Consider the following 1814-nt stretch of genomic DNA (forward strand, 5'->3'; position numbering starts at 1 on the left):
GTCCGTGTCAAGATCCAGTAGGTATCTCCATAAAAATTTTTCCCGTTTTGAGACCTCACCGCTCAAAAACATTAGTTTCAAGGCAGCGGCCTTGACATCCACCCCGCAGGTGGTCAGACAAACCCACCGACGGGGCGGCTCCGGGGAACAGGTAAAGATAATACCAGTGCCCCGTCGCAAAAACCATTGTACCACCTGCGGGGACCCCGGCTGTCAAGGCTCCCCTAACGGCGCTGCCTTTTAAGCCCTCTGAGGCTCACCAGGGAACAGGTTAGCCAATAAGAGCAGCAAAATCTGGCCGGGCAAGTTCCCGTAAAACATACTTAACCCACGGCCGGTCGGCAAAAGGACCCTTTAATGCCGGTAGAGACACCTGCAGCCATTTTTCCACATCCCCGGCTTTTTGTTTTTCCACTGGCTTTAACCGCGCCAATTCCCTCAGCTTTTCGCGTTTCACCGGCCAGCGCAAAACATAATTATCAAGCTTCCCGTTCGCTTTCGCGGCCAAAATCCGGGTCATCCGGTCCCCACCGTTAATGGTCCACCGGGCTCCCAGGCGTTTCATCCGCCGGGCCACGTTGTGTTGTATCTGCCCTTCAATGGTGCCCAGGCGTTTCGCTCCCGGCGAGGTAACGATCCCCGCCCAATTTTCCTCAAGATAGTGCAAAAGCTTGGTGATCCTCTTCTTCCGGTTACCTCTGGTCTTTTTCACCGCGATCGTTAGAATCCCTTGGGTTTCCTGCCGGTCACCCCGGGAAATAGCTGCGGCTACCTTCCGAAAGGTTTCTTCATCATACCAGAGAGCTTCCGTTAAATGCTTGCTCAGGTGGTATGGGTCTAAGCGATATTCGGCGCCAGGGAAGTATTCCACTCCCTGCTTGGGCCAGTCTGCCCCATCGCCGCCAATGTAGATCTTTTGGGTCCGGCTTAAATCCCATTTCCCCCCGATCTCGGCATAACCTTCTTCCCAGGCTGCCTCACCTTCATTTAAGCTGCTTAATACAAGCTTGTTTTTCAGAGCGAAGCGATCCCGGTCTATTTGCTCCTTACCCTCGTAAGCTACTATGTGTTTGATTTCTCCTCGTTTCTGCTTTTCCCTTTGCAGGCGGATTATCACACCATCGGCTTCAATACACAGCTCCGGTGCCACTTCTTTCCCTCCGGGAGCTTCGCCGTCTTCAAAAACTGCTGCTCTTTTTTCTTGGCCTTCGCGTTGGAGAACTTCGCCTACTTCCCGGGTGGCCTGCCAGATGGTCATGGAACTTACCCCGGGAGCAAGGTGGCTCAAAATCTCCGCCGCCCGGTCAAAGGGAAGCTCGGTGCTTAATTTGACAGCCAGTTCTTTTAGGCGAGGGGTAATCGTGGCCCGCTCCGGCCAGCCCAACAGCTCATCCAAAAAGAAGCTGGTTTCCCCGGTTTTTTTGTTTTTGTACAGGCGCCTTTTGTAGAGAAATTCCCCAAAGGTGCTGATGGCTGTTTTATCCCGAAACCCGACCACCCTCCAGGTGCTCCGGTCACGTTCATTCATCAGGCGGGTATCGAGCTGTTCCAGTGCCCAGGTGAATATTTGGTTGCAGACTTTCTGACAAAGCTCATGGATACCTTTTTCAAGTTCATAGAAGTCTTTGCACCCACCAATTAATTTAACCAGGCCGGTGACGAAAAGAAGGACTGCACCCACTATTTGGCGAATATTTAACATGAGACCTCACACTCCTTTAGCTTGATTTTTGGTGTTTTTTGGGCGCGCGAGGTCTCATTTCTTTTTCAGGGGGCTGATCCCCTTCTGGTGCCTACTGAAATTTTACACGGCC

Annotated in this window: 1 protein-coding gene; it reads right to left on the reverse strand. The window is 52.4% G+C overall.

Features of this window, described 5'->3' with window-relative positions; all coding sequences use genetic code 11:
* Nucleotides 1–271 precede the first annotated feature (271 nt).
* Nucleotides 272–1702, reverse strand: a complete 1431-nt coding sequence (locus tag GFC01_RS17660) for an ISLre2 family transposase (RefSeq protein WP_152948460.1) — start codon at nucleotides 1700–1702, stop codon at nucleotides 272–274.
* Nucleotides 1703–1814 lie beyond the last annotated feature (112 nt).

It is taken from the genome of Desulfofundulus thermobenzoicus, from assembly GCF_009428905.1.
Taxonomy (GTDB): domain Bacteria; phylum Bacillota; class Desulfotomaculia; order Desulfotomaculales; family Desulfovirgulaceae; genus Desulfofundulus_A; species Desulfofundulus_A thermobenzoicus.

Bases quoted from the DNA above. Each gene is read 5' to 3' on its own strand.
- GFC01_RS17660 (WP_152948460.1), bottom strand. From the start codon at position 1,702: ATGTTAAATATTCGCCAAATAGTGGGTGCAGTCCTTCTTTTCGTCACC.